Source organism: Spirosoma lituiforme, from assembly GCF_054776635.1.
Window position 1 is genome coordinate 233,626 of record NZ_BAAHBO010000003.1, and the last position, 24,954, is coordinate 258,579.

Genomic DNA, 24,954 nt, shown 5'->3' on the forward strand with positions numbered 1-24,954 from the left:
CAAATCTCTACCAGCCCGGATTCTGGGTGAGCGTTGGGGTCAGGTTACGTTCCTTCTGCGGAATGGGCCATAGATAATGACGGGACTTATCAAACGTTCGGTTTACGGCAACTACCTGAACGGTTGCCAACGCCCCAGAAGCGGTTTTGTAAGTAATCCCATAAATTGGGCCCGGTATCACACTCTCAGCCGTTTTCCACCGGCGAATGTCAAAGAGATGCTGGCCCTCAAAGGCTAATTCGACGGTTCGCTCCCGCCGAACAATGGCTCGTAAATCGGCCTGGCTGGTGATGCCGTTAATTGCGGGCTGTTTCACATCCGAACGCCCATTGCGCACGGCGTTGATGGCCGAAACTACGCTGGCATCCAGCTGATTCAATTCTATTTTAGCTTCAGCATACGTCAGCAGAATTTCGGCATAACGCAGCAGGATGATGTTGATACCATTGTTTGCCGGATTGGCGTAATCGTCAGCATTGACGTATTTTTTGATATTGAACCCCGTTGTCGAGGCAATATATGTATTCCCAACGGCATCGGCCGTACCACTGGTTGGCTCGGGTCGGAAGGTTATACCGCTCGGCAGCCCATCACCCGTCAGAAAAACAGAGAGCCGAAGCCGGGGATCACGGTTGGCGTATGGATTGGCCGGATCATAGCCACTGCTGGTATCCGTAATGAGCTTACCCGCCGTTGTTTCATACAGGTCTACCAGCGCTTTGGTAGGCACATAGGTGCTGGTGGCACTTTTCTGGCTATAGGGTGCCAGCAGGCTAAAGACATTGACCGGATAAGTATCCTTGATGAACTGCCGGTCCAGCAAGACTTCCCTATTGTTTTCGGCCGCCACCGTAAATAGCTTTTCGTAGCTGTCATTCAATCCGTAAACACCTAGTTTTATCACCTGGTCGGCCGCATCAGCTGCCTGCTGGTAGCGACCGGCCAGCAGATTGGCCCGCGCCCGCAAACCCAGAGCCGCCCCTTTAGTAAACCGGCCTTTATCGGTAGCGGCATAGGTGGTGGGTAATAAACCGGCGGCATCGCTCAGTTCTTTATCAACAAAATCCCAGATCTGCGTAATGGGAGCACGAGCCAGCGTACGACTGTCATCCAGCGAAATATCCGTGGTAATCAAGGGAACATCCCCGAAAAGAGACGCCAATTTTACGTACTGGTACGCCCGTAACGCCCTCGCTTCTCCCTTGAACTGGCTGATCAGCGTGGTATTGGTTGATGTAACTTTATCGACGTTCTCCAGGAAATAATTACAGGCCCGGATGCCCTTGTAAGCCTTGGCCCATTCGCCAAAAACCTTTGCGCTGGTAGCATCATACTGCCCCAGTTCAACGTAGGCCTGCACATCGAAAGGCTGGTTGGTGTGCGCAATATCCGTCATGGCATCCCAACTAAAGATGTTAGTACTGTCGAGATCCGTGTACAACGAATTGGTCGCCAGACGAGCATCATTTTCCGTTTTCCAGAACAGGCTTTCTGATAACCGGTCATTTGGCACCGTATCCAGTAATTCCCGGTCACAGGCCGTAAAAAGCAATCCTGAGATGGCCAGCAGGAAAGGTAATACCGTATAGTTTATTCGTTTCATGAGCTTGAATGAGGTTAGAACTGGAGGTTGAGGCCAAGCGTATATAACGCTGTTTGCGGATAATAAACCGCCCGGCCAGAGCCCGCTTCCGGGTCGAGGTTCCACTCATTGAGCTTCGACAGAGTCAGTACATTGGTGGCCGAGACATAGGTACGAATTCGGCTCAGCCGCACTTTCGACGCAATGGCCGCCGGCAACGAATAGGCAAGCTGAACATTTTTCAGCCGTACATACGACCCGTCGATCACCAGCCGGTCGGAGGTAGCTACGTTACGCAGATCAAATTTTAGGGGGCGCGGAAACCGGGCGTCGGTATGCTCTGGTGTCCAGTAATTGTTGGTATAAATAGAATGCGTAAAGCCTTCCTGATTCCCCATTTCTGCCAGTGCACCGGCCAGACGGGTACTTACCTGGGCCGCTCCCTGAAAAAGCAGATTCAGCTCAAAATTCCGGTATGCGAAGTTGGAGTTGAGGCCAAACGTGAATTTGGGAAACGAGTTACCAATATTCGTCATGTCGTTGGCGTCAATTTTACCATCACCGTTGGCATCTATGTACTTTACGTCGCCGGGTTTCGTATTGGCAGCATACGTCGCTTTGTAGTTGTTGATTTGCTCCTGCGTCTGAAATAACCCGTCTGTTTTATACCCCCACAACGTATTGATCGGCAACCCAACGGCAATAATGTAGCGCGGATCAATATCAGACCCGAGTATGTAGGGCCCCGTTCCTTTCAGGTCAACAACTTTGTTCTCATTTATACTGAAGTTACCTCCCAGGTTATACTGAAAGCCCGACGCATTTTTAGCTCCCCGGTAGTTCAGACTGAATTCCCAGCCTTTGTTTTCTACCGAACCGGCATTTTGGGGCGGAGCTGTCAGCCCAATGGTCGCTGGAATATCCAGGTTCAGCAGAATATCGTTCGTCAGCTTGCGGTAGTAATCGACGGTTAGGTTCAGGCGCCCCCGCAGAAAAGAAGCATCGAGACCCAGGTCAAGCTGCGTGGTCGACTCCCATCCCAGATTGGTATTGGCTAGTGTCGTCTGGCGATAGCCCTGCACAGCCGCCCCGTTGAAATCGTAGCCACTGGCCGTTAAGGCAGCGAAATAACTGTACAGGTTTACGGACTGGTTACCGGTTATACCCCACGAGCCACGCAGTTTTAGGTCATTAACCGTTTTTTGCAGCCCCTGCCAGAATGTTTCCTTCGACAGTCGCCAGCCAGCTGAGAATGAAGGAAAAAAGCTGTATTGTTTAGGTCCGGTAAATTTGGATGAGCCATCGTACCGGCCGTTTACTTCAACGAGGTATTTCCCGTCGTAGTCATAATTCACGCGCCCGAAATAGGATCGTAAGCCATAAAGGGCGTCGTACCCGCTGTTGTTCTTGGTTCCGTCATTAGCTCCCTGCCCGATGGACTGAATATCGTTATTAAAAAACCGCTCGCGGTAGGCACTCAAAAACGTTTGTGTATTGCCGATCTGCGAATACCCCAGCAGCCCTTTCAGGTTATGATTAGCCAGTTTCCGCTCGTAGGTGAGCAAATTGATCAGCGTATATTCTCGCAAGGTGTTGCGGACTTCAGTGAGTGTATTGTTGGCTACTGTTTTTGTTATGTTAGTATTTTTGTCGGTGTTAACGTAGGAGTTGGCGAAGTTCTTCTCCTGGGTAAAAAAGCCTCGACCGGCCAGTTGTGTCGAGAATGTCAGGCCATCCACAATTTCCCAGTCGGCCTTGACATAGCCTGCCAGGTAGTCCGTAGATCGCTTCGAGTCACCCCCTATTTCGGCATACATCAGTGGATTGTTACCCTGTGTACTCAGCCCATACGTACCATCCGCATATTTGGGTACGGCCCACAGCGAGCCATGCAATAAAAAGTTGACCGGGTCAATAGTAGGTGCCTGTGAGTAATTGTAGCGGTAGTTGATGTCGCCACTCACCCGCAGCCTGGGCGAAATGGTATAATCCGTGTTCAGACGTATTTCGCCAATTTTACTTCCATAATGCGTAATAATGCCTGCCTGATCCTGATACCGAAGGCTCAACCGGGTACGCAGCGCTTCGTTACCACCCGCCACCGCTATGGTATGATTTTGCTGGGGAGCCGTTTGAAGTACCGTCTGAAACCAGGTATTGGGCAACGGGTATTTCTCCCGATCTGTAGCCGTTACATACGCCTGAATAGACGACTCGGTAAAGCGGGCGGGCAAGGGTGAGCCGGCATTGGTATAGGCTGCTACCTGCATCCGCATGTACTCTTCCAGACCCATCATGTGCGGTTTGTTGATCGAGTTCTGAAGCGCATAATACCCGTTATACTCAACCTGAACCTTACTCCCTTTGGCTCGTTTGGTAGTCACCAGCACAACCCCGTTTGTCGCTCTGGACCCATAAATAGCCGTTGACGCAGCATCTTTCAGAATGGATATTGTTTCGATATCGTCGGGATTAATATCGGACAACCGCTGTTCGATACCATCAACAATTACCAGCGCATCGTTTTTGCTCATGTCATAGCCGCCTGTGCCATTGTTGGTTCCGGCCGTATTACCAATGCCGTTTATGTTGAAGGTGGTAATTCCCCGAACGCGGATCGCCGTGTTAGAGCGACCCGGCGACCCGCCCTGATCGAGGACGGTAACGCCGGGCAGCTGTCCCTGCAACGACTGCTGAATATTGGAGACCGGCCGACGGGCAATTTCTTCCGCGCCGATCTGCGATACGGAATTGGTCAGGCTGTTGCGTTTCTGAGTACCATACCCCACAACGACGACTTCCTCAAGCTGTTTATTATCCGTCGTTAACGACACGTCAACACGGCTACGCCCGTTCACCGGCACCTCCTGCGTAGTAAAGCCAATACCCGAAAAAACCAGAACGGCGTTGTCTGGTGCCTCGAGGGTGAATCTCCCGCTGGCATCGGTAGTCGTGCCTTTCGTTGTACCCCGAATGACCACATTGATACCGGGCAGGGTTTCACCCGTCTCACTTTTAACCGTACCCGTAATGGAATTAAGGATATTAAGTGGATGAATAATGGCCTTGACGGTCTCACTTTTTTGCTGAACAGTAGGAGCCAGAGCGACCGGCTGCGACCAAGCCGCCCGCAGTTCGACCAGCAACAGCATGAACAGAAGTCCCACGTTCGTGGCTTTTCGTAAATGATTAGTCATACGCGTAAATTAAGTTGTCTTGTCATTTGTCCATGAGCTGGACATGACCGGATAATAAATAAGCGACTCATTGATTGAGCGATTGAGTCAGCTACCAGAATCTGTTACAGAACTGGGTAAACTACCTCGATGAGCAGACCCGAATTGGCGTCGAATCTACTAGTATGGTTAATCGATGAACAAAGGTTGATAAGCCAAATTTCTTTTCCAAGAAAAACTTAAAAAATTGATTATCAAACATTTACCTAATAGTCTATCGAGAATTACCAGTATTCAGTGACAATCCGAATTGTTGAAGAGGCACGGGCGTGAGGATGAATAAGTTACAGGCTTAACCTATCAACTGCCTATTGACTGGCTGGATGTAGTGTGTCTTTGCTATCCGTTTCTTAGGGCTAACAGCATACCCGTTGGTTTCGTGGTTGGTAAGGATCAAGACATTGATCCCTACCAACCACGAAACCAGTAGCCTAGAAATTATACCGGAAAAACGTTAAAAATCGACCTTTTTTCGCTTCTCCTTCACGTCTCCCTTATGCTTTTTCGAGGAGATGCGTTCGGCTATGGCTGACCGGGATGGTTTTGTTGCCCGACGGGGTTTGGGCTTCTCGAACGCTTTTTCAATAAGCCGGTAGAATTTCTTCGTTACCTTCTCTTTGTTGGCCAGTTGCGTTCGCTCCGTCTGGTGCGTCAGGACCAGTTCGCCTTCGGTAGTCAGTTTGCCCGCTAGTTTTTCTTCCAGGACAGTCCGCTCTCCGTCGGTAAGTAGCTGCGACTGGCGAACGTTGAACCGCAGCTCTGCTTTGGTGGCCACTTTGTTCACATTCTGTCCACCAGCTCCACCACTACGGGCAAACTGATACTGTAATTCGGACTGTAAACGGGACGTATCCATACTTAATGAAGCTAATTGGCGGATTGACTGGAAAAACGGCCTTTCGAGCGAACAATCGTCTGAGGTGTCAGTTTCCCTCAAAACTAATGGATTCAATGATATGACTTACCACGATCAAAAAATCACCGGTAAGCCGCATTGATAAATCGTAAACAACAAACACCAATGTCTATAAACCAACATGCTTCAAACCTGATCGATATAACCGTGAGCGCTTTCAATAGCCAGGTTGCCAGCATCTCGCCAACAGATGGACTTTCGCTCGTTGACAGCTGGCTCAGCTTTCTGAAAGCTGACGAACAGGAAGATAGTCCAATCACCCATCACCTGACTGCGCTACGGACGGAATTACAGAGAAGTAACCTCAACGGCACCCGGATTCAGGAAATTCTCAACGAACTGGTTGGGCAAATCACGCACCTTGCCAATTCGGCGGAGGCCGATCATGCATCAGGCCTTACGACGCTTTCTGACGCTTTGCAGGGGTTTAATCAGCAGTTGAACTCGTCAACGCCGATGACCAACCCCGACAAACAGGCACCCATGACCAGCACGGTTGGGGGCGAGTCAGCAACCAGTGGGGCCGGAATTTCGGCCCTGGGTATGAGCGATGACGACCTGTCGAACCGGAACGGGGGCACCCTGAGTAGTATTCCGATCGGAACTTCGGAGTAGATTCAGTAGGGAGAGCCATTGTCTTTCCGAAATAAGTAGGGCCGTTCGCAGGATGAATAGTTACCTGGCCCCGGTTTGCCCGAAATGGCGGTTAATTTAACCGCCAACAGCCCTTCTATCAACTGAACAAACCATCGTCAGGCGGGTTGTTTATACAACAACAGGCTTAAATTTTCCTCATCAGGATGCTAGGATCAAACAAGTTAGAAGAGAGCATGCTCGGCGAAACGCTCAATCTGTTTCGGGTTACAGACAAAGCCGATATTTCGGCGGCTCAGGGCGTTATGCTGATTGACGGCTGGTTGCAGGCACTGGACGGTGACCCGAATATCGACCGGATCAAAGACCAGCTCAACGAATTGCGTACGGTCCTACAATCGGCCCAGCCTGACGAACAGCACCTACGGTCGTTGCTAACGAGTTTGGCCGACACGGCACAGGAAGTTGCTGAAGGCCCAACCGCAGAAGGTACCTGGACAGGCGGACTGGAAAGTCTGTCAAAGATCCTGCGCGACTTGGCTGCTGATTTGTAACCATTACATTTGACCCGATCGGTTGATCACCATTAATTTAGAATCACTACACAACATGGAAGGAACAAGCGCAACCCTCGAACACCGAATGCTCACCGATACCCTCGGCGCTTTTGGTCCGGAAAACCTATCTACACTCTCACCCGAACGAGGTATTTTACTGCTCGAAGGCTGGTTAAACGCATTACCCGGCGATGTTGGTGCTGAACGAATCATGGCCGAGATCACTACATTGCGTGATCACCTGAAAACGGGCCATTTCGATCTCGAAAAAATCCGGCATCTGCTGCTTAGCATGGCCAGTCATACATCAATTCTCTCGCATGAGCCCGCAGTTGATCCGTCAACAGCCAGTCAGCTAGCCCAGCTAGCGCAGGCACTGCGCGGTCTCAGTAACCGCTTTTAATATGTTTACGCACGAAGAATCATCAACGCTGCTCGACTCCACCATGGATGTTCTGGATAGCGATCCGGGCAATCTGACACCCGAAAGCGGTACCAGCGTCATCGACCAATGGTTGGTCCAGCTTAGTAAAGGGGAGAATACAAAGGATATTACCAGCACGCTGGAGCAGGTAAAGGCACAGGCGGAAGCGACTCCGGTAAACACCGACGAGTTAGCCAAGCTGCTGGAATCGCTGGCAACGCAAACCGGCGAGTTTAGCACGATGATGGGAGCCGAAGGCGACATGGCAACGCGCCTGGAAGCCTTGTCGGCCGCCATTCGGTCATTAGCGGGACAGCTGAGTAATCAGTAACAGGGTTCACAAAGCAAGTGGGTTAGCCGGGTGACATGGCATCGTTTCACCCGGCTAACCCACTTGCTTCAGCGTATTTTGTCTGGAAAGTTACCGGGTTTTCAGACCGTTCCAGTATATCAACACATTCAGCGTAGCCCTGCCCGATGCGATCAGATCCAGATCGCCATCCCCATCGAGGTCGGCGGCTTGTAAGTCTTCGCAGGCCATGCGCACGCTATCGTTAATGACGTAACCCGCGACGCTACCCTGCTCCTGAGGTTTGAAGAGCCGGATACCGACGTTCTTATCGGCATTAGGATTTCGCCATCCTGCCACTACTTGGTCGCTACCTACACCCATAAAGTCACCGCACACCAGGGCATGCCCCTGGCTGAGTATATCCGTGAGAACGCTGATCTGCTTTTCGTCTTCCTTGCTTCTTACTTTTCTGAGGGTGTAGTCGCCACTTTCCACCTGGAGTAGACTCCCGTGCATGGGTTGAATGGTGGCAATGCCTTTACCCTTATCCAACCGCCTAATTTCGCCAATGCCTTCTACACCTTTGGTCAACAGAGGCAGCGCATTACTGGCAGCTTCGGTGTCGACAGGGCGCCAGTTGTTCCTTTTCCACTGAAAAATAGTCCCGCCTTCTTTACTGGCAACGATCAGGCCCGTGGCAGAGCCGTTTTCGCCATCTTCCCAAACCTCAAGATTATGCGTCAGGTGCATGGTCGAGTCAACCAGGTGGCGTTTCCAGGCAGCACGCGGGTTCTTCGGAAATTCGTAGCCCCAGATTCTAACGCCTTTCCCCTCCCCGTTTTTGTTGCCCAGGCCATGCAACGGAACTACAATTAACTGGTAGGTATCTCGCCCAACCCTGGCCCAGCGCATCCGGTGGGTCGTCACTTCGTGCGGCAAACGGACGGGCTCCCATAGTTGGGTTGGGTCCTGCGGCCGCAGCAAGTAAAAAACAGCGCCCGACTTTGTACTGTCGCTGGTTTCGGCTGGGTTCCAGCCCGCCCCAACAGCCACCTCCACCCGCCCATCGCCATCCAGATCGCGGGCGGCCAGGCAAACGTTATCCTGCGGAGTCAGATTGGCCACCATGACATGCCGTTTCCAGGTATCAGTCTTCGTACCGGGATTTCGGTACCAGACAATCTCTTTCTGATCGGCCAGCAGAATATCGGACTGACGATCGCCGTCAACATCACCAATAGCGAGGCCATAGCCAATGCCAATCTGGTTATCAACCACCTGAACAGTAAAATTCAGTGCATTTTGCCGGGTTGTATCCGGTTGCGCCATTCCAAAGGAGGCAGTTAGGCAGCAAAGGAGAAAGAGGGCTTGTTTCATGGCATTTGTTATCCTATCGGCGTACGATACACTTGTTTACAGCTTGGGGGCGCGCAGTCCGCTAATTCGGCTCAGAATCCAGTCCAGCGTACGGGCGGGTAACAGGCGGGGAAGCACCCAGCCCGTCAGCTTACCAGGCACCAGTGCATACCGGATGGAGGGGTGGGCTGTTTCGTGAATATCGACAATGCGTTTACCCAGGTAATCAATAGAAAACCCTTTATTTTTAGAGGCATCAACCTGTTTCAGAAAGCGACTGATGGCCGGAAAATAAGGCGTACAGGCATAAGTACTCATATCCGTTCCTTTGTCCCAGATAGGCGTTTTTACGGCTCCAGGCCCAACAATAATTACCCTTATTCCGAACAAGACCAGCTCACGGCGCAGGCTGTGCGACAGCCCCTCCACCGCATGTTTAGACCCAACGTAAGCCCCCATGAACGGAATAGCCACCTGCCCATTCACCGAACTGATGTTCTGAATGCGACCCGGCTGAACGGGATGATTGTCGCGGGCGCCGAGTAATGGCAGAAACGCCTGCGTAACCTGAATCAAACCCAGTACATTCACCTCGAAATGAGCCCGGATGGTAGCCATCGGCTGATCTTGCAGGGGACCGCCAATAGCAATACCCGCATTATTGATCAGCCCGCCCAGGCCACTACCCGCCAGCCGCTCGTCAAGCGAACGGGCGGCCGCCACAACAGCGTCCTGATCCGTTACATCGAACAGGAGCGGAACGAATGATTCACCTAATTCCTGCTGCAAACGGTCGGCATCTATCGGCGTTCGAACGCTACCGAAAACGGTATATCCCCGATCAATAAAGTGCCTGGCTGCGCCATAGCCAATACCTGTCGAAACGCCAGTGATGAGGATGTGTTTGCTAATAGGCTTCATGGTGTAAACTTACCCATAATCTGGCTCAACAAACGCGCTCAAGTTGAGGTTATGCATTTTAAAAAGCGAGTTGCTGGTGCATGCTTTTTCACTGCACTAACGATTCACTCTTTCGCTGTTTCACTCATTCGCGATTACACATGCAGGACATCGAACCGTTCTACGGCTGGGATAAGTACTATACCGCATCAGAAGATGAGCGGTCTCCGTTCTACGAGCGGGAGTACAACATGCAGCAATATGAAAATAATATTTACGGCTACTACATTCATCCGCTGTGGGACGAAATAGGCTCCGAAACTCTTTATTGCAAGATTCTCTTCGCTAACTACGACCGGCAGTTTGTCATTATCGAACTCTTCGGCGAATGGAACGACACGCTCCATAACGACATCATGTACCTGAAACGGCAGGTCATTGATCCGCTCGTGCAGGAGGACATCAAGTATTTTATTCTCATTAGTGAGAATGTTCTTAATTTCCACGGCTCCGATGACAGCTATTACGAGGAGTGGTTTGAGGATGTTGAAGATGGGTGGATTGCAGCCGTTCACTCTCCGGAGTTCATTGAACGTGAGTGGAAAAAATACCACCTCGACTATTACATAAACTTCGGCGGCACCCTCGACATCGAGAACTGGCGAACCCTTAAACCCGCCGGTCTATTTGAGTTAGTCAACAACCTGATTATACGACGACTGGGGTAAGCTAGTTACGTATGCGCTAAACCGGAAAGAAGCCTCTCGGGGTACTATGCCCTTCCGTAACCCGCTCCTTCCTTTCCTCCTTTTCTTATTGTTTTTCCCTTTGTTTCTGGTCAATTTTCACCCATACAAAAACCCAACGAGTAAATCCATGGAAAGCAACGAAAAGGTGAAGGATACGGAAGATGTACAGGCCGCCAAAGCAACGACGGCCGAAAAGCTGAACGCGTTTAAAACCGAAGCGGGTCAGCACCTGGATGCCGCAACGACCCAACTCGACGAGTTGAAAGATAAGTTGGTTGCGCAGGCGCAGGCGTTCGGAAAAGACATTGATATAGATGGCATAAAAGCCAAGGCAACGGAGCATTTTGAGGCCGCGAAAGCCGCTACCGCTGAGAACTTGGCTAACCTGCAAACCCAGGCAGAAACCGTGTTTGCGTCAGCCTCTGCCAAGGCCGACGAGCTGTCGGATGTGGCGGAAGACAAATTCGACGAGGTAAAAGCTGAAGCCGCTGTTCAGCTTCAGGCAGCTCAGGTAAAGCTGGACGAGTTGAAGGCCGAAGCCGCGATACAAATCGAAGCCACGAAAGAAAAGGCCAAAAGCGTATGGCATCAGCTATTTGGTCAGTAAGCGACTAGTTTTCCCCTAGAAAAGCCAGCTCTCTGACTAGGGAGGCTGGCTTTTTTTTATCAATCAGATATAGCGATGAAAGTCAAGCGTTTTGGGCAGATAAGTGAATATGTACGCGAGATTGGTTTCCAGTAGCGAATAACTAAATTTGCGCTTCGTTGCCTCTTCCTTATATCGTGGATTCTATTCGTGTTTTTGCCCCCGCCACCGTTGCGAACGTAGCCTGTGGATTTGATATTTTTGGCTTTGCCGTCGATAACCCCGGCGACCAGATTGTTCTGTCAACCAGCGATGAGCCGGGTGTTCGCATTACGGACATCATCGGCGACAATGGCCGTTTGCCCCGTGAGGCAGCCCGTAACACAGCGGGTATCGCCATTCAAACCTACCTGAAGCACATTGATCGTACGGACATTGGCCTCGACATTGTACTGCATAAACAGATGCCCCTCGGCAGTGGGCTGGGTTCCAGTGCCGCCAGCGCCGTAGCAGGCGTTTTTGCCATTAACGAACTACTCGGGCGGCCCCTCCCGATTCTCAAGCTATTGCCTTTCGCGATGGAAGGCGAACGCATTGCCTGCGGATCGGCCCATGCCGATAATGTAGGTCCCTCACTGTTAGGCGGCTTCGTTGTCGTGCGAAGCTATAACCCGCTGGATGTCATCAAGATCGAAACGCCAGCCACCCTGTTCTGCACACTGGTTCATCCTGATATTGAGGTCAATACGAAAGATGCCCGCTTTATTCTGAAAAACGAAGTCTCGCTGAAAAATACCATCATTCAGATGGGCAACGTAGCCGGTCTGATTGCGGGTTTGATGACCCCCGATTATAGCCTGATCAGCCGTTCACTGGTTGATGTTATCATTGAGCCGGTACGGGCTATTCTGATTCCGGAGTTTAATGAGGCCAAGCAGGCCGCTCTGGATAATGGCGCACTGGGGTGCAGCATATCTGGCTCGGGGCCATCCATGTTTGCCCTCAGTCGTGACGCTCAGACCGCCGAAAAAATTGGAGCCGCCATGCAGCAGGCGTTCCTGTCGGTAGGCATTAACAGCGAAGCCTACGTATCCGAAATCAATCGGCAGGGGCCTAAAGTATTGCCAAACTAGACCAGTCAGACGCATAATCAAACAGCCTTAGGAACAGTTAAATGGGCTAAAATACCGCCCTACAGAAAGAAGTATATTCGAACAAACAGACCTATAAAAATAGGGATAGCGGACGATTCACCGGAGAAAGAGTTGTTTTTCCGGCAAAACGCTTGCTTCTTGTACATATATCTTCTTTTATTCATGTCAACAAACCTACCGAATGCGCTCTCGTCGGCCGATGCCACAACGGAACCGACGGAATTTAAACGTTCTCTGAGTCTGCTCGACTCCACCCTTATTGTTTCCGGGTCGATGATTGGCTCCGGGGTTTTCATCGTAACGGCCGATATGGCCCGTAATCTGGGATCATCCGGCTGGCTATTGATGTTATGGGTACTCACTGGTATCCTCACGGTAGCTGCCGCCCTCAGTTACGGCGAACTGGCGGGCATGATGCCCAAAGCGGGCGGCCAATACATCTACATTCAACGGGCTTTCGGACATCTCACCGGCTTCGTCTACGGCTGGACGGTGTTCATGGTTATTCAGACCGGCACCATTGCAGCCGTAGCGGTGGCGTTCACCAAGTATTCCGCCGTATTTATCCCCGCTCTCAGCCCAGCCAATGTCTTATTTTCGGTTGGCCCGGTGAGTGTATCGGGTGGATCTATTTTCGCGATTGCGAGTCTGATCCTGTTAACCTGGCTCAACAGCCGGGGGGTTCAGAGCGGCAAGCTGATTCAAAACGTTTTCACATCGGCCAAACTGATCGCTCTATTGGGGCTGATCGTCATTGGCATCACCATCGGGCTAAGCACGGGCCTGCTGTCGACCAACCTCTCTAATGCCTGGGAAGCCAGCACGACATCGGCCACCGGCGACGTACTGCCACTGGCAGGCATGGCGCTGATTCTGGCTTTCGGTACATCGATGATCGGTTCACTCTTTTCGGCGGATGCCTGGAATAACGTTACGTTCATTGCGGGTGAGATCAAGAATCCACGCCGAAACATTCCCTTGGCGCTTTTCTTCGGTACCCTGATCGTTACAACAATTTACTTCCTGGCCAACGTTTCCTACTTGTCTTTGCTTCCGCTGAAGGGATTGCCAACCGCTACGGATATTGTGGGGCGAGGGATTCAGTTTGCCGATGCCGATCGGGTAGCTACGGCCGCCGTCGAAACCGTTTTTGGGAATGTAGCCGTCGCCATTATGGCCGTTCTGATTATGGTTTCGACCTTTGGCTGCAACAATGGCCTGATTCTGGCGGGAGCCCGTTTGTACTACGCGATGGCGAAAGACGGTCTTTTTATCAAACAGGCATCGCATCTGAATAAGAACTCGGTGCCAGGCCGGGCGCTGTGGTTACAGTGCATCTGGGCATCCTTACTGTGCCTGTCGGGTAAATACGGCGATCTGCTGGACTATTGCACATTTGCCTCGTTGCTATTCTACATTGTCACCATTGCCGGACTATTCCGGCTTCGGCGTACCGAGCCAACTGCCGAGCGGCCCTACAAGGCGTTCGGTTACCCAGTCGTTCCGGCACTGTATATCATTGCCGGCCTGACGATCTGCGCCATTTTACTCTACACCAAAACCTTCAATACGGGTATGGGCCTGCTCATTGCCGGACTCGGTATACCCGTCTATTTCTTCACAAAACGGGGACAGCGGAACGCGGCTTAAGTTCGCGACTGGTTCATGCGTGATTACCGACTCCGCCTAAACTATCACCGGGATAAAGTCGTTTAACTTCTGGGAACACTATGGTAGTTAATCACACATTTCGCTTCGTTTGGGTTGGGTTGCTATTGGCCGGATTGAGCGCCTGCACGGGCGTTGGTCCAACGGCAAGTCTGTTTCGGTCAACGTCACCCCATGAGAAATACGGGCAGTCGCTTAAAGATGCGAAGCTCGACCAAACAGCGCTCGGCACTGACTGGCTTTCGGCCGGCGAACGTGCCCTGCGCGATTCACTCAGAATCACCATACCCTACCGGGAAAGTGGTTATTTTTCGGCTACGAAAGCATTCGCGGTCGGGTACCGGATCGATGCCCAACGGGGCGACCGGCTTCTGATACGCGTTGAGACGCAGGGGCAAAAAGAAGCCCAGGTGTTTATTGATGTATTTGCCCTGGAATCCCGCGATAAAACCAGCCTCATTGCCGCATCGAAAGCGGATACAAACGTGCTGGCCTGGGAGCCCCGACGCACCCAAACGTACCTGATTCGGGTTCAGCCCGAATTGCTGCGAACGGGCCAGTATACCATTACGGTTACGCGGGAACCCGCGCTGAGTTTTCCGGTCAAAGGTCGCGACAGCCGGCAAATCAGTAGCTTTTTCGGTGTTGCCCGCGACGGTGGCCGTCGGCGGCATGAAGGCGTCGATATTTTTGCACCCAGAGGTACACCCGCGGTGGCTTCAGTTGATGGAATTATTTCGGGAGTTGGTGTAAGCAAACTGGGGGGTAACGTCGCGTTTCTGACCGATATTGACCGAAACATCCGGCTCTATTACGCGCATCTAGATCGCTGGAACGTCAGGAACGGCCAGCACGTATCCATCGGCGACACGGTTGGGTTTGTTGGTAATACCGGCAACGCCCGAACAACGGGACCACATCTGCATTTCGGCATTTACGGCTTTACCGACGGAGCCACCGACCCCCTGCCGTTTATTCGTCTTGGGCGCGGTCCGGCGCGCCAGTCATTGCTTCCGGCGTCTCGCCTGGGCGATTCTGTGCGGGTATCGGTGGCCCGGTCAACCATTCGACTGGCTCCCGGCAGCGATTCACCCGTTCTTCGTGAGGTACCCAAGGCAACGGCATTAACCATTTTGGGCGGTACAGAAACATGGTTGCGGGTTGAACTGCCCGATGGCCTGACCGGCTATGTGATGAGCAATGCCACTGAAACCGAAAAACGCCCGCTCCGACGAGTGGTTCTGTCGGCTCCCCGGCCCCTGCTCGACGCAGCCCATAACCGGGCGGCACCCATGAAAACACTCCCGGCTGGCGCGTCGGTGGATGTGCTGGCCACGGCTAGTTCGTTTCAGCTGGTTCGCGACCTCAACGGTCAGACAGGCTGGTTACCGCTCAACGCAGCTCCTTGAGCAGTGTAAACAAAAAAGCCTGCCGTGTGGCAGGCTTTTCGGTAGGTATCTGGAGAAATTTGCCCTTAGGCTGCTTTCTGTAGTCCTTTTACTTTTGTAAGCGCTTCTTCCAGCGAAGACAATTGCTTCTGCAGATCTTCTTTGATGTAGGCTGGAATATGGTCTTTCTCGATAGCGTCTTTGTATGATTCGACAGCCGCGTTCTCGCCAAATTCAACTGAGCTTAATACGGTCTCTCTGTCTTTACCCGTCAGTGCCGACTTGATGTCAATCCAGGCGCGGTGCAGTTTACTTGAAATGTCAGTTGAGGTTGCGTCCGATACAGCCAATCCGTCAATACGAACGATGTGTTCGGCCAATTGGCTGCGGAATCCCTGGCTTTGAATGACGTAATGCCGGAACAAATCGTCTAACTGAGCGTCTTCAGTATCGTCGATTGCTTTTTCGTATCCCTGAATACGGTCATTATTGATTTTGACCAGTTCATTCAAATCGTCAACAATTTCTTTATTGGTAATCATGGCAGTCTGGTTTCTATAGTTTGTAAATTCCTCAATACAACTACAGGTAAGACTGATTGTTTAGCTAAAAAAAAAGAGTTTACCGACAACATTCCCGTTGTCTACTTATGGAAAGAGACTGGGCACCATCCGAAAATCGGCGGGTGTCCGACCCGTTTGTTTTCGAAAAAAGCGCACAAAATACGATGGGTCGCTAAAGCCCAAAAGAAACGCAATTTCCTTGGTAGACTGGGCCGTGTGCGTCAGCAATCGCTGTGATTCAATCAGCAGGCGCTCCTGCCATAACTGGCTGGCCGTTTTTCCGACAACATGCTGACAGACGTAATTGAGGTAGTTAGGCGTCAGATTCATCAGATTGGCATATTCCCGCACCTCCCGAACCGTCAGAAAGTGTTGTTCCAGCAATTCTTCATACTGCCGGAGCCGATCATACAGGTGCGTATCGGAACTGATTTGCCGGTCATGGTACAGTCGGTTAGCGGCTTCCAGCAAAATATGCACGAACGATAAAAACACCTCAGACCGGCTAGGCAAACGTACCTCGTACTCTTGGTAGGCATACGTCAGTAAATCGCGGAAGAAACCCGGTTGCGGCACGGCCGATAGCAGGGGCTGATGCTGGCGCGAATGAAAGAAAGGATACTGATGCAGCCGATTACCAAACCGGCCCTTGAAAAAATTCGCGTCGAAAAACAGATTGTAGCCTTTCGTATCGACCGACAACTCCCAGCTGTGTACCTGGCCCGGCGTCAGAAAGTAGAGTTGGTTCGGCTCAATCGCGTAGGTTTTGAAGTCAATCGTATGCGTACCCGTGCCTTCGCCGATCCACATAACCAGGTAAAAGGTGTGCGCGTGCGCATTGCCGATTCCCTTCACCTCCTGAACGAGCCGCTCCAGCCTGGTCATATAAAAAGCCTCATCGGGCTCGTGGCGCGGAAACGAATGAAGCTGGTAAACCGGAACGGGCGAATCAGCAGGGATGGTTTCGTTTTTCATAAGGTCCCTGAATTACATCGACGCTGGCTTACTGCTTCGTGGCGGTCACGCTCCGCAGACGCACTCGGGAACCTGCTTCAAACGCACGCTGGCTGGCTGGGCTGGTCAGCGATAGTTGCGAAATAACGCCGTCCCAACCCGATAGCTGGCTGGTATTGATTTCATAGGTTCTGAACTGACCATCGCCCACGATGGGAAAATCGACGTATCGACCATCCGTATCCATGAAATCAATTTCATCGGGTTTGCGCCAGGATAGCCTGGCCACGGTACCTTTTGTCTGAAAAGCGGCCTCTACATAGAGCTTAGGCGTGTTTTCGGCGTACCAGAAATTCAACGGGCTGGCAATCCGAAAGCCCGCATCATTGGTGTTTTTACGGGACCAGTTTACGTTCAGTTCGTTTTGGATCGGCCAGCCTTTATCGGTTGTGTTGGTGTAAAACCACCCCTGCCGGTCACTCACAAACTTGTATGCGGGCGACGATGGTGGCCGGGGCTGGTTATAAACATACTGGCGAATGTCGGTTAGTGAGCCGAGAATCAAGGTGTAGTCAAATTCATACTGCCCATTGTGATCAATCAACAGAAACTCCTCGCCATTCATATACCCCGCCGACTGGTCGAACTCTCCCCCTACTTTGGGTATGCCAAATCCAGCCGTTCTGAAACGCACCTGACCCGGTTTGTAAAGACCTACTCCCCGCCCGTTTGTATTCAGCAGAGCAGTCCAGTGTTCGGTACCGTATCGGTTGGTCATGTTGCGATCCGAAAACTCGGAAACGGCATCATTGGTAAAGGGCTTCAGTCCGGTGTACGTAATCATCCGATCATAAGGACCATTCAGATACACACAGGGAGCTTCCTGCGTACGAGCCTCGTACTGTGTCGTATCCGACCGATTAACCACAACACGGCAACGCACATGCACGGCGTTATCCTTAATCGTTACCCAATGCTCGAACGTACATTCGGCGGGTTCGTTCAACAAAGGCCAGATGTGCGGTATTGACTTTACGTACAGCTCGTTATCAGTTTGTTTGTAGCTGACAATTTGCGCCGGATTGAGGAAATAATCACCCGCCTGAACCGGATTCCAGCCGAGGTATTTCCATTGCTCAACGGGTTGTTTTCCGTTCTGGACATAATACGTCGGGCCCGCATAGAGCGAGGTTTGAATCTGGCGTCCCAAATCAGGATTGTTTACCATATTCACGCTGCTGCCCGCTTCGGACAGGTACGTAATGGCGCCCCCCATGTTCAGATCGACACCGACCCGAAGCTTGTCATTGTCGAGAAACAGCCGTCGCTGGGTAGACGGCTGCGGCTGTCCTGGTAAACCACCCGAAGGCGGATTGACAACCGGTGGCGCGTTGGGCGTAGTGGATGGATAATCGCGAACACAGGTGACAGCCAGGCAACTTACCAGAACGTATATAACCAGATAATAAGGACGAATCATAGAAGCAGTGTACGAAAAACATACGTAATCAAAAATAGACCACCCGGCGTCTATTTCCAAGAATGATTAGCGAATGGGGTCGTGAAGTCGTCTATTCGAAGCTGATTTATAAAGAAAGCGTTAATTTTTAACTAATTCCCTGTTCCTTTCCCAGGTATGCGCTACTTTTGCAAGATTTTTGGGTATCCGTGTGCGGCCTATCAATCAGTCTTCTTTGTGTTCATTAACTAGTCAATAGTTTTTAGTCAATCGGGTGTGCCGGGCCCCTGGTTCGCCAGATCGCCGGACCGGTTCATTTTCCAACTGAAAAATGCCTAAAAATACCAACATTCGCTCCGTTCTTATTATTGGCTCAGGCCCCATCGTGATTGGCCAGGCGTGTGAATTCGATTATGCCGGCTCACAGGCCGCTCGTTCCATTCGGGAAGAAGGCATCGAAGTTTCGCTGATCAACTCCAACCCGGCCACGATCATGACCGATCCGATCAACGCCGATTACGTGTACCTGCTGCCCCTGGAGAAAAAATCCATCGTCGAAATTCTGGAAAAACACCAGAAAATGGGCAAACCCATCGACGCGGTACTCCCAACGATGGGTGGCCAAACGGCGTTGAACCTGGCTATCGACTGCGATAAAGCAGGTGTCTGGAAAAAATACGGTGTAGCTATTATTGGTGTCGACATTAAAGCCATCGAAACCACGGAAGACCGCGAGAAATTCCGGCTGCTGATGCTGGAACTTGGCGCGGGGGTATGTAAGGGTCGTACGGCCCGCTCGTTTCTGGAAGGCAAGGAAATTGCGCAGGAAATTGGCTTTCCACTCGTTATCCGGCCTTCTTTTACGCTGGGTGGCACGGGGGGCGGATTCGTTAACAAGCCCGAAGATTTCGATAAAGCACTCACGGCTGGTCTGCATGCGTCGCCCGTCCACGAAGTACTCGTTGAACAAAGCGTCATGGGCTGGAAAGAATATGAACTGGAGTTGCTTCGCGACAACAACGGCAACTTCATCATCATCTGCTCCATCGAGAACTTTGATCCGATGGGTATCCATACCGGCGACAGCATAACGGTGGCTCCGGCCATGACCCTGCCCGACACGCTGTACCAGAAAATGCGTGACCTGTCCATCCGGGTCATGAGCGGCATCGGGCAGTTTGCGGGGGGCTGTAACATTCAGTTCTCGGTTAACCCGCAAACCGACGACATCATCGTTATTGAAGTGAACCCACGGGTGAGCCGGTCATCGGCGCTGGCTTCCAAGGCAACGGGTTATCCGATTGCGAAGATTGCCGCTAAAATGGCCATCGGCTACAACCTCGATGAGCTGACCAACCCCATTACGGGCACGACCTCGGCGTTTTTCGAACCAGCTATTGATTACGTGATCGTGAAAGTCCCCCGCTGGAACTTCGACAAGTTTCCGGGTGCCGACCGGTCATTGGGCCTGCAAATGAAATCCGTGGGTGAAACAATGGGTATTGGCCGGAATTTTCAGGAAGCCCTGCAAAAAGCCTGTCAGTCGCTCGAAATTCGGCGCAACGGACTTGGTGCCGATGGTCACGAACTGACCGACCGCAATGCCCTGACCGAAAGCCTGCAACACCCGAGCTGGAATCGGTTGTTTCATATTTATGATGCGTTCAAGGCCGGTATGTCGTTCCGGACCATTCAGCAACTCACCCGCATTGACCCCTGGTTTCTGCACCAGATCGAAGAGCTGATTGAACTGGAGCGCGAAATAGAGAAGTACGACCTGGACGATATGCCCCCCGAACTGCTTCGGACGGCCAAGCAGAAAGGGTATGCCGACCGGCAATTGGCCCACCTGCTGCAGGTGAAGGAGAGCAAGATTTACAGCTATCGCCAGGCGCACAACATTCGCCGGGTGTATAAATGCGTGGATACCTGCGCTGCCGAATTTGAGGCCAGAACGCCTTATTATTATTCGACCTTTAACAACCAGGTGCCCATCACGACGGACCATGCCGAACCCGTGTCGGATCTACCCGGTAACGAGTCCATTCGGAGTGACCGCAAAAAAGTAGTCATTCTGGGTTCCGGCCCCAACCGCATCGGGCAGGGTATCGAGTTCGATTACTCGTGCGTACACGGCGTACTGGCCGCGAAAGAAGCGGGTTACGAAACGATCATGATCAACTGCAATCCGGAAACCGTTTCGACCGATCCTGACATTGCCGATAAGCTGTATTTTGAGCCGGTTTTCTGGGAGCACGTTCATGCCATTATCATGCACGAAAAGCCGGAAGGCGTTATTGTGCAGCTGGGTGGGCAGACGGCCTTGAAGATGGCCGAGAAGCTGACCCGTTACGGTATCAAGATCATTGGTACGAGCTGGGAAGCCCTCGATCTGGCCGAAGACCGGGGCCACTTCTCCGAGATGCTGCAAAAACTCGAGATTCCCTATCCGAAGTTCGGTACGGTACGCGAGTCGGAAGCGGCTATCGAACTCTCCCGCGAACTGGGTTTCCCGTTGCTGGTACGGCCAAGCTACGTACTGGGCGGGCAGAACATGAAGATCGTGATCAACGAGAACGAACTGGAACAGCATGTAATGAAAATTCTGCAGGACATTCCGGATAATAACATCCTGCTCGACCACTTCCTCGAAAATGCCATTGAAGCCGAAGCCGATGCCATCTGCGATGGTGAAGATGTGTACATCATCGGTATCATGGAACATATCGAACCGGCGGGTATTCACTCCGGTGACTCCTACGCCGTGCTGCCTCCTTTCGACCTGAGCGAAAACGTAATTCGGCAGATCGAAGAGCACACGAAGAAGATTGCCCTAGCCCTTAAAACGGTTGGCCTGATCAATATTCAGTTTGCGATCAAAAACGAGGTGGTGTACATTATCGAAGCCAACCCCCGCGCCAGTCGTACCGTACCGTTTATCTGTAAAGCTTACCAGGAGCCTTACGTGAACTACGCAACGAAGGTGATGCTGGGCGACAAAAAGGTAAAGGATTTTGATTTCAAACCCGTTAAAAAGGGGTACGCCATCAAGATTCCGGTCTTCTCGTTCAGCAAATTTCCGAACGTAAACAAGGAGCTTGGTCCCGAAATGAAATCGACTGGCGAAGGCATCTACTTCATTGATGACCTGACCGACGATTATTTCCAGAAAGTGTACTCCGAGCGGAATTTGTACCTGAGCCGATAGAATCCGTTCTTTCAGGTACTTAGCAAAAACAAAAGAGCCCCATTCGTCACTGACGAATGGGGCTCTTGCACATTGAGTAAACCGCAAACCAACTTAAAACCCTAAACCAAGAGCGAATCCACGCACGATCGGGTTGCCGGGCAGCGTTCCGGCAGCCGAGGCCGAACCATTCGTTAGGTTGACCGTGTACAGAACGGTGGTGCCGTTCGAGCGTAGCACGGCGTAAGCGGTACCGGATGTACCACCAATATCGAAGCCATTGGCCCCCTCTGCCGTAACACCTAACGAACCAACGGGCACAAGCGTACCATCATTTGGTGGCACTTGCGTGAAGAGTCGGGCGGTGCTCATGCTGGTTTCAATGTTATACAACGTTGTCGTTGTAGCACCCGCGAAGTTATTGGTATAAGCCGAAGCGGTTACGGTTGGCGTACCCGGATTCAGAGAGCCATCTACCATAGCAACGGCTCCTGTTTCGGGGTTCAGGCGCAGGTTCTGGCCTGAATTTGTAACGACCCGAATCCGGTCGACGGTTGGGTTAAAGTCAAAGCCAACATCATTACCAACGAGCAGCGTGCTTAACGGACCCGATCCAACTACCGCTGCCGCTCCATTTGAGGTATTGAGCGTGTATAGACGGCTGGTGCTGCCAATGGCGTACAATTGTCCGTTAACAGGGCGGAAATCAATACCAAACAGCGTTTCGCCGGGCTGAAGTCCTGTGATTGGCTTGGCAACGGGCGATGGGCTAAGTGGGTTAAAAATAAGCAGGTTACCAGATCCGTCCAGGGCATAGGCAACCGGCTCCGTTGGGATGGCCAGACCAATGATTGTGCCGGGCAGGTTACCTAGTTTTTGCAAACGACCCGTCGACAGGTTGATCTGTTGGAGTTCAGAGCTGCCGTTGAAGGTTACCGCAACCAGCCCCTGCGAATTGTCGTTCGGTGAAATATCGAATCCGGCGGCTCCGGTAATATCCAGTCCAAGCGGACCAACATCGATCAGTGTACCATTGTTGGGCGGATTTTGAATGTACAGCCGATCCGTAGCGGGGTCAATGTCGTACAACGTGGTGGTGGTTGCGCCTGCCCGGTTGTTGGTGTAGGCTACTGCCGAGATCGTTGCGCCCGATACCCCATTGATGGCCCCATCGACGGCTGCAACGGTTCCTGTTTCGGGGTTCAGGCGAAGATCCTGTCCTGTATTAGTCACTAGACGAATCCGGTCGACGGTTGGATTGAAATCGAGCGCGACTACGCTTCCGGTAACGGCGGGTGTAAACGGAGCCGATCCGATAGCGCGGGCTACAGCGGTTGCCGTATTGATAACGAACAGACGGCTCATGTTACTTACCCCGTAGAGTTGCCCGGTAGCAGGCCGAAAATCGATGGCCATGATTCGCTCACCGCTCATAAGACCCGAACCCGTAATCGTTGTTGTTGCCAGAGGAGCATTGGCATTTCGGATATTGAGCCGTACCAGCTGGTTGGCATCATTCAGGGCAAAAACCGTAGCGTCGGGTACATTTCCCGGATCGGGGGCAAGACGGTGATCCTGACAGGCATTGAGCGTTAGTAAAGAACCAATCGCCAATATCCCCGCAACCAGCCGAAGACGTTTTTTGTAAAGCGTAGTCATAGTCTTTCTCGTTGAAAATAAATATGAAAAGATCGTGCAGCGAACTGCACGTACCTATACGCGTTACCACTCCCTCTGGATTTCTGAAATTAAAAAGAAATTAAAAAACTACGTAAACGGGTTGTTCAGCCGGTACGTTTTTCGCCAGGAAAACCCTTCTCGTTGCTTCTACCACATCTTTTTCAGACTTATGTAACTGGCAAAACTATCCGGCATCAACTCACCCCGGTCGAGCGCAAAAGCGGTAGTCAGGAGGGTTCCGGGACATTTAGGGACTGCCCATTGGGCTGCCAGATAGGTAGACAGTTGGTGGAATACACCGGGATAAGGTTGCTTGTATGACCCGAAATTACGACTGTAAGACGTTCGCATCAGGAGGGTTGGCCCGCGCCGAAATGCCCCGGTAGCCCCTGCATACCAGGCTACCACCCGGTTATTTGGATAATAGCCGTTACCCGCATAGCCATTACCGATGGCCGGTGTCAGATCGGAGCGGGGCATGATGAAGGGCGTGCCAAGCGTACGCCCCCGATACGACCAGCCCTGAATGTACTGGCTGTGGTTGAAATAGTTGTCGGCTCCCTGGTACCGGGCGGCCGGATCGAAGGTTGGCCCACTTTGATTCGTGGTGGTTAACCATTCGAGAACAACCCGCTGAAGCCGAAATCGGGGATCAGTCTTCTGCCGGTTCAGGAACCGTAAGCCAGTCAGCCCATCCGGTACATTCTGTAAAGCAAGCCCGGACGCATCATCGTACATGTGCTGATGATAAAGCAGCCAGTTGGCCATATCGCCTTTCCATTCCAGCGCCAGGTCGTAACTTCCGACATGGTTACCCAGGCGATTCGTCCCGTCAAAACCGGTGAATCGGTCGTTTTCCAGCGCATCCGGATAACGGCCAGTAACAAGCGACAGATAGTCTTGAACCGACGTCGACAGGTTACCATTAACCGCCAGGGGCGTGCCAATCAAATAACCGGCATGACCGCCCCACTGCACCTGGTGATTTAAGCCGCCGTAAATCCGGATGCGCCAGGTTGGTTTGCCGATCCGGCCGTACAGGTATTTCTGATGGAGATAGCTGCCTTGTATGTACGAGTCGATGAGCCAGCCGTGGGCATAGCCTGCGCGAATGGCAATCAGCTTTTTGGTGAATCCCACGGGAACAAAATCCGGTGTATGAAGCTGTATTTTCGGGAACGGCATCGCGTTTCCCGACCAGGCAACAAAGCCCGATGTAAGCAGCGTATCGCCCAATCCAACAACCTCACGCCGATTTCCTCCGTATAGTTCAAGGTAGTTGAAACGCACTTTCACATAGGCATCCGGCAGCAAAACGGCCGGGTTATTGCCCGTTGAGGGAGGGCCAACGTTCGCTACTGCATAGAGACCAAATCCCCAATCGAAACGGGATTTGCCTTTTGTCGTTGAATCCGGTCTGGTTTTGTAATCCCGAGCGGCCCCCACCCGAACGGTGGCAAATGCTCCCCGCACCGGCGTGGTGTTGTACTGGTTGGCCCGCAGCCAGAACGGGTTTTGTGGCGATGGGGTAGCCAGCCCTCCAATATCCGCGGAATAGCGTACTATACCCACTGACGAAGCTTGCTGGGCCCAGACAATCGACGTATTTAATAGGAAAAGGGTAACAAACCAGTATAGTTGGCGCATAGTGTATCTATTCTCCCAAACTGTAGTCCAAACAGCTAAGCAAACATACGCCATACTGACTA

20 protein-coding genes are annotated in these 24,954 nt (G+C 51.9%); 10 read left to right on the plus strand and 10 right to left on the minus strand.

Annotation, left to right across the window (positions count from 1 at the left end; translation table 11 throughout):
• Window positions 1-7 precede the first annotated feature (7 nt).
• The 3 genes from ACYU87_RS13200 to arfB all read right to left on the minus strand — a co-directional run bounded on the left by ACYU87_RS13200 (window position 8) and on the right by arfB (window position 5,674).
• Window positions 8-1,603: a RagB/SusD family nutrient uptake outer membrane protein gene (locus ACYU87_RS13200; RefSeq protein WP_461134553.1), complete on the minus strand. Its 1,596-nt coding sequence runs from the start codon at window positions 1,601-1,603 to the stop codon at window positions 8-10.
• Window positions 1,604-1,617: 14 nt separating this feature from the next.
• Complete coding sequence (locus tag ACYU87_RS13205) at window positions 1,618-4,779, minus strand: SusC/RagA family TonB-linked outer membrane protein (RefSeq protein WP_461134554.1); 3,162 nt, start codon at window positions 4,777-4,779, stop codon at window positions 1,618-1,620.
• Between the two features lie 493 nt (window positions 4,780-5,272).
• The gene (gene arfB / locus ACYU87_RS13210) at window positions 5,273-5,674 is read right to left on the minus strand and encodes an alternative ribosome rescue aminoacyl-tRNA hydrolase ArfB (protein ID WP_461134555.1); all 402 of its coding nucleotides are present in this window, start codon (window positions 5,672-5,674) and stop codon (window positions 5,273-5,275) included.
• Window positions 5,675-5,839: 165 nt separating this feature from the next.
• On the opposite strand from arfB, the gene ACYU87_RS13215 reads away from it, so the two are divergent.
• The 4 genes from ACYU87_RS13215 (at window position 5,840) to ACYU87_RS13230 (ending at window position 7,640) form a co-directional block, all read left to right on the plus strand.
• On the plus strand, window positions 5,840-6,349 hold the full coding sequence (locus tag ACYU87_RS13215; protein ID WP_461134556.1) for a hypothetical protein: 510 nt from the start codon (window positions 5,840-5,842) through the stop codon (window positions 6,347-6,349).
• Between the two features lie 185 nt (window positions 6,350-6,534).
• On the plus strand, window positions 6,535-6,882 hold the full coding sequence (locus ACYU87_RS13220; RefSeq protein WP_461134557.1) for a hypothetical protein: 348 nt from the start codon (window positions 6,535-6,537) through the stop codon (window positions 6,880-6,882).
• A gap of 55 nt (window positions 6,883-6,937) precedes the next feature.
• Window positions 6,938-7,288: a hypothetical protein gene (locus ACYU87_RS13225; protein WP_461134558.1), complete on the plus strand. Its 351-nt coding sequence runs from the start codon at window positions 6,938-6,940 to the stop codon at window positions 7,286-7,288.
• A gap of 1 nt (window position 7,289) precedes the next feature.
• Window positions 7,290-7,640: a hypothetical protein gene (locus tag ACYU87_RS13230; RefSeq protein WP_461134559.1), complete on the plus strand. Its 351-nt coding sequence runs from the start codon at window positions 7,290-7,292 to the stop codon at window positions 7,638-7,640.
• 90 nt (window positions 7,641-7,730) lie between these two features.
• Here the strand turns inward: ACYU87_RS13230 and ACYU87_RS13235 are convergent, their stop codons facing one another.
• Window positions 7,731-8,978: an FG-GAP repeat domain-containing protein gene (locus ACYU87_RS13235; RefSeq protein WP_461134560.1), complete on the minus strand. Its 1,248-nt coding sequence runs from the start codon at window positions 8,976-8,978 to the stop codon at window positions 7,731-7,733.
• A 36-nt stretch (window positions 8,979-9,014) separates the two neighbouring features.
• On the minus strand, window positions 9,015-9,878 hold the full coding sequence (locus ACYU87_RS13240) for an SDR family NAD(P)-dependent oxidoreductase (RefSeq protein WP_461134561.1): 864 nt from the start codon (window positions 9,876-9,878) through the stop codon (window positions 9,015-9,017).
• Window positions 9,879-10,018: 140 nt separating this feature from the next.
• Between ACYU87_RS13240 and ACYU87_RS13245 the strand changes: the two genes are divergently transcribed.
• The 5 genes from ACYU87_RS13245 to ACYU87_RS13265 all read left to right on the plus strand — a co-directional run bounded on the left by ACYU87_RS13245 (window position 10,019) and on the right by ACYU87_RS13265 (window position 15,423).
• The gene (locus tag ACYU87_RS13245) at window positions 10,019-10,585 is read left to right on the plus strand and encodes a hypothetical protein (protein ID WP_461134562.1); all 567 of its coding nucleotides are present in this window, start codon (window positions 10,019-10,021) and stop codon (window positions 10,583-10,585) included.
• Window positions 10,586-10,733: 148 nt separating this feature from the next.
• Window positions 10,734-11,213: a hypothetical protein gene (locus ACYU87_RS13250; protein ID WP_461134563.1), complete on the plus strand. Its 480-nt coding sequence runs from the start codon at window positions 10,734-10,736 to the stop codon at window positions 11,211-11,213.
• Window positions 11,214-11,389: 176 nt separating this feature from the next.
• A complete protein-coding gene (locus tag ACYU87_RS13255; protein WP_461134564.1) occupies window positions 11,390-12,325 on the plus strand; it encodes a homoserine kinase in 936 nt (311 codons plus the stop codon).
• Between the two features lie 183 nt (window positions 12,326-12,508).
• Window positions 12,509-13,996 carry an APC family permease gene (locus ACYU87_RS13260; RefSeq protein ID WP_461134565.1) on the plus strand — a complete coding sequence of 496 codons (1,488 nt, stop codon included), beginning with the start codon at window positions 12,509-12,511 and terminating at the stop codon, window positions 13,994-13,996.
• 80 nt (window positions 13,997-14,076) lie between these two features.
• A complete protein-coding gene (locus ACYU87_RS13265) occupies window positions 14,077-15,423 on the plus strand; it encodes a peptidoglycan DD-metalloendopeptidase family protein (protein WP_461134566.1) in 1,347 nt (448 codons plus the stop codon).
• 65 nt (window positions 15,424-15,488) lie between these two features.
• On the opposite strand, the gene ACYU87_RS13270 is transcribed toward ACYU87_RS13265, so the two are convergent.
• From ACYU87_RS13270 to ACYU87_RS13280, 3 genes are all read right to left on the minus strand, one after another.
• Window positions 15,489-15,944: a ferritin-like domain-containing protein gene (locus tag ACYU87_RS13270; RefSeq protein WP_461134567.1), complete on the minus strand. Its 456-nt coding sequence runs from the start codon at window positions 15,942-15,944 to the stop codon at window positions 15,489-15,491.
• A 105-nt stretch (window positions 15,945-16,049) separates the two neighbouring features.
• Window positions 16,050-16,940, minus strand: coding sequence for a helix-turn-helix domain-containing protein (locus tag ACYU87_RS13275; RefSeq protein WP_461134568.1), 891 nt, complete (start codon window positions 16,938-16,940; stop codon window positions 16,050-16,052).
• 28 nt (window positions 16,941-16,968) lie between these two features.
• Window positions 16,969-18,399, minus strand: coding sequence for a hypothetical protein (locus ACYU87_RS13280; RefSeq protein ID WP_461134569.1), 1,431 nt, complete (start codon window positions 18,397-18,399; stop codon window positions 16,969-16,971).
• Between the two features lie 310 nt (window positions 18,400-18,709).
• On the opposite strand from ACYU87_RS13280, the gene carB reads away from it, so the two are divergent.
• A complete protein-coding gene (gene carB, locus ACYU87_RS13285; RefSeq protein ID WP_461134570.1) occupies window positions 18,710-21,586 on the plus strand; it encodes a carbamoyl-phosphate synthase large subunit in 2,877 nt (958 codons plus the stop codon).
• Window positions 21,587-21,679: 93 nt separating this feature from the next.
• Here the strand turns inward: carB and ACYU87_RS13290 are convergent, their stop codons facing one another.
• Entirely contained in the window at window positions 21,680-23,224 is a 1,545-nt protein-coding gene (locus ACYU87_RS13290; RefSeq protein WP_461134571.1) for a DUF4394 domain-containing protein, read from the minus strand.
• A 168-nt stretch (window positions 23,225-23,392) separates the two neighbouring features.
• A complete protein-coding gene (locus tag ACYU87_RS13295) occupies window positions 23,393-24,892 on the minus strand; it encodes a capsule assembly Wzi family protein (protein ID WP_461134572.1) in 1,500 nt (499 codons plus the stop codon).
• Window positions 24,893-24,954 lie beyond the last annotated feature (62 nt).

Bases quoted from the DNA above. Each gene is read 5' to 3' on its own strand.
- ACYU87_RS13200 (WP_461134553.1), bottom strand. From the start codon at position 1,603: ATGAAACGAATAAACTATACGGTATTACCTTTCCTGCTGGCCATCTCA.
- ACYU87_RS13205 (WP_461134554.1), bottom strand. From the start codon at position 4,779: ATGACTAATCATTTACGAAAAGCCACGAACGTGGGACTTCTGTTCATG.
- arfB (WP_461134555.1), bottom strand. From the start codon at position 5,674: ATGGATACGTCCCGTTTACAGTCCGAATTACAGTATCAGTTTGCCCGT.
- ACYU87_RS13215 (WP_461134556.1), top strand. From the start codon at position 5,840: ATGTCTATAAACCAACATGCTTCAAACCTGATCGATATAACCGTGAGC.
- ACYU87_RS13220 (WP_461134557.1), top strand. From the start codon at position 6,535: ATGCTAGGATCAAACAAGTTAGAAGAGAGCATGCTCGGCGAAACGCTC.
- ACYU87_RS13225 (WP_461134558.1), top strand. From the start codon at position 6,938: ATGGAAGGAACAAGCGCAACCCTCGAACACCGAATGCTCACCGATACC.
- ACYU87_RS13230 (WP_461134559.1), top strand. From the start codon at position 7,290: ATGTTTACGCACGAAGAATCATCAACGCTGCTCGACTCCACCATGGAT.
- ACYU87_RS13235 (WP_461134560.1), bottom strand. From the start codon at position 8,978: ATGAAACAAGCCCTCTTTCTCCTTTGCTGCCTAACTGCCTCCTTTGGA.
- ACYU87_RS13240 (WP_461134561.1), bottom strand. From the start codon at position 9,878: ATGAAGCCTATTAGCAAACACATCCTCATCACTGGCGTTTCGACAGGT.
- ACYU87_RS13245 (WP_461134562.1), top strand. From the start codon at position 10,019: ATGCAGGACATCGAACCGTTCTACGGCTGGGATAAGTACTATACCGCA.
- ACYU87_RS13250 (WP_461134563.1), top strand. From the start codon at position 10,734: ATGGAAAGCAACGAAAAGGTGAAGGATACGGAAGATGTACAGGCCGCC.
- ACYU87_RS13260 (WP_461134565.1), top strand. From the start codon at position 12,509: ATGTCAACAAACCTACCGAATGCGCTCTCGTCGGCCGATGCCACAACG.
- ACYU87_RS13265 (WP_461134566.1), top strand. From the start codon at position 14,077: ATGGTAGTTAATCACACATTTCGCTTCGTTTGGGTTGGGTTGCTATTG.
- ACYU87_RS13270 (WP_461134567.1), bottom strand. From the start codon at position 15,944: ATGATTACCAATAAAGAAATTGTTGACGATTTGAATGAACTGGTCAAA.
- ACYU87_RS13275 (WP_461134568.1), bottom strand. From the start codon at position 16,940: ATGAAAAACGAAACCATCCCTGCTGATTCGCCCGTTCCGGTTTACCAG.
- ACYU87_RS13280 (WP_461134569.1), bottom strand. From the start codon at position 18,399: ATGATTCGTCCTTATTATCTGGTTATATACGTTCTGGTAAGTTGCCTG.
- carB (WP_461134570.1), top strand. From the start codon at position 18,710: ATGCCTAAAAATACCAACATTCGCTCCGTTCTTATTATTGGCTCAGGC.
- ACYU87_RS13290 (WP_461134571.1), bottom strand. From the start codon at position 23,224: ATGACTACGCTTTACAAAAAACGTCTTCGGCTGGTTGCGGGGATATTG.
- ACYU87_RS13295 (WP_461134572.1), bottom strand. From the start codon at position 24,892: ATGCGCCAACTATACTGGTTTGTTACCCTTTTCCTATTAAATACGTCG.